At 47.7% G+C, this 1,885-nt stretch carries 4 protein-coding genes; 3 read left to right on the top strand and 1 reads right to left on the bottom strand.

From position 1 onward, the window contains the following. The first annotated feature begins 103 nt into the window (after window positions 1-103). Both QEH57_RS24625 and QEH57_RS24620 read left to right on the top strand, forming a co-directional pair. Complete coding sequence (locus tag QEH57_RS24625; protein ID WP_309009467.1) at window positions 104-691, top strand: hypothetical protein; 588 nt, start codon at window positions 104-106, stop codon at window positions 689-691. A gap of 22 nt (window positions 692-713) precedes the next feature. Further along, window positions 714-947: a hypothetical protein gene (locus QEH57_RS24620; protein WP_309009466.1), complete on the top strand. Its 234-nt coding sequence runs from the start codon at window positions 714-716 to the stop codon at window positions 945-947. A gap of 284 nt (window positions 948-1,231) precedes the next feature. Here QEH57_RS24620 and QEH57_RS24615 read toward each other — a convergent pair whose 3' ends face one another. Next, window positions 1,232-1,474, bottom strand: a complete 243-nt coding sequence (locus QEH57_RS24615) for a hypothetical protein (protein WP_309009465.1) — start codon at window positions 1,472-1,474, stop codon at window positions 1,232-1,234. A 211-nt stretch (window positions 1,475-1,685) separates the two neighbouring features. Here QEH57_RS24615 and QEH57_RS24610 point away from each other — a divergent pair. Then, on the top strand, window positions 1,686-1,885 hold a 200-nt coding region (locus tag QEH57_RS24610), incomplete at its 3' end, for a type II toxin-antitoxin system ParD family antitoxin (RefSeq protein ID WP_309009464.1).

Below are 1,885 nucleotides of genomic sequence, written 5' to 3'. Positions count from 1 at the left end.
GGCAAACGCTCGCCCCTTTCATAACGACTCCATGAAAATCAACATCAACAGACTTGGAACCACAACCGAAGCCGCCATCGTGTGGATTTGACGTTCTGAAAAGATGAAATACCTGCTCCTAATGCTAGTTACGTTTCTTTCAGGCTGCACAGTCTCAGTGCTTCCCGAAGAAACGAAATCGTATTTTGAAAAGTACGACGCTGTAGAAGTATTTGATCAGATTTCGGAGAGGTACGAAAACTACTGTGGTCCAGCACTTCCGGAAAAGACAAAAGGTTTTGGATTTAGGATGCTATCGTATGGTGGAATAGGTTCAAATTTCAGAGTTTTCGAGCTACTCGAAGTCGAAAATGGCGACGGTATCATTATTCAGAAAAAAGGATTCTCGAATACAACGATAGAGCGCATAGACAAGGTAAGCGCTGTTCGACTGAAAGAACTAAAAAATAATGAACTAAAACTCGATGAAATCTGGAACTGGGAATTGCCTGACCCAAATCCTAATACAGATATTATCCATGACACATTGACGTTCCTAATTGAGGTACACGATAACGGAAATAGGCATTTAGTTATCAGATCATCTGCATCCAAAGACCAGTTGTTTTGGACCCTGATCGAAGCAATCTCTGAAATAGAAAGAAGGTCAGAACAAGGCGCTTCTCACAACGAGCGCAAGCGCTCGTCGTGAGAGCTTGACGTTCGACGAGAAAATGAAAAAAGAAAAGCAGGATAAGCCCAAAGGATACGCATACCCAGTTTTCTGTGGTTTCTTTGGTGCATTCCTACTCTTCATCGGCATTTCCCACACACTTACAGGCAAGAAATCGTACCACAAAAGAACTGAGATTCCTCCTGTTGTTGAGATCATCGCTGGAGCCTTTGCTCTTACGATAAGCACGATCACCATTTACAGAATTAAAGAAGCGAAAAACAACGAAGAATAGACTATCCTGCATAGAAAGAAGAATTGATCTTCGAAGCATTCAAAGAAAAGGTACAAAAGGGGTCAAACCGTAATGTTTGACATTGCAAAGGGAACCCACCCTACCGCCATGCCAAGATCTCCTCGCATTGAATACTCCGGAGCTATCTACCACGTAATCAATAGAGGTTAACTACCGTTCCTAGATCTTCGAAGGCGATGGGGTGAAGTTCGCATCCGAGAAATGCCTCTTGGGGGCTCGCACACGCATCAGTTGGATCCTTCACGGCTAGCTCCACCAGGCACTCATGCAGGCGCTTCTGGGGCAACGACCTCGGGGCGGGCCCCAGAATGCCCAGACGAGAGCCGCAAATGCCGGTAGTAGGCCTTGGCGCCGCCAAGGCTCTTGCCGAGGAGACTGAGGTGCTCGGCGAACGCCTTGAGCGACGCGTATATAAGGTTGTAGCGGACCGGATGGAGGTCTTTTTGGGTGTCGCATTCTCTCTCGTCCTGGCAGCCTCGCAAGGGGCTGCCAACCCTCCAACTCAAATGATGAAAGCTACTTCAAGTTGCCGCGCAGCGGCTTCGTTCAGAGCAAGTCTTGCAGACAACTCCAGCAAACGCTCGCCCCTTTCGCCACAAACCAAGCAAATCAACCAGCGCAGACGTGGTGGCGTTGGCCGAAGCCGTCGTCGTATCACCTTAGCGATGGCCAAATAACGAAGTTTGACAATTCTCGCCATAAACCTACCTTAGAGCCATGAATGTGTCACTTACACCGGAACTCGAAAAATGGGTTCATGACAAAGTCCAGTCGGGGCTTTACGGGTCATCATCCGAGGTAGTTCGCGATGCTCTCCGTATTCTGCATCAGTTTGAACAGGAACGCGTTAGAAAGCTGTCATCGCTTCAATCCGAGATTCAAATCGGCCTCGAGCAGCTCAAAGCCGGTAGATCGAA

Source organism: Pelagicoccus sp. SDUM812005 (genome assembly GCF_031127875.1).
GTDB lineage: Bacteria > Verrucomicrobiota > Verrucomicrobiia > Opitutales > Opitutaceae > Pelagicoccus.
The sequence above is the reverse complement of the archived record's forward strand: the minus strand, read 5'-3'. Positions and strand labels throughout refer to the sequence as shown.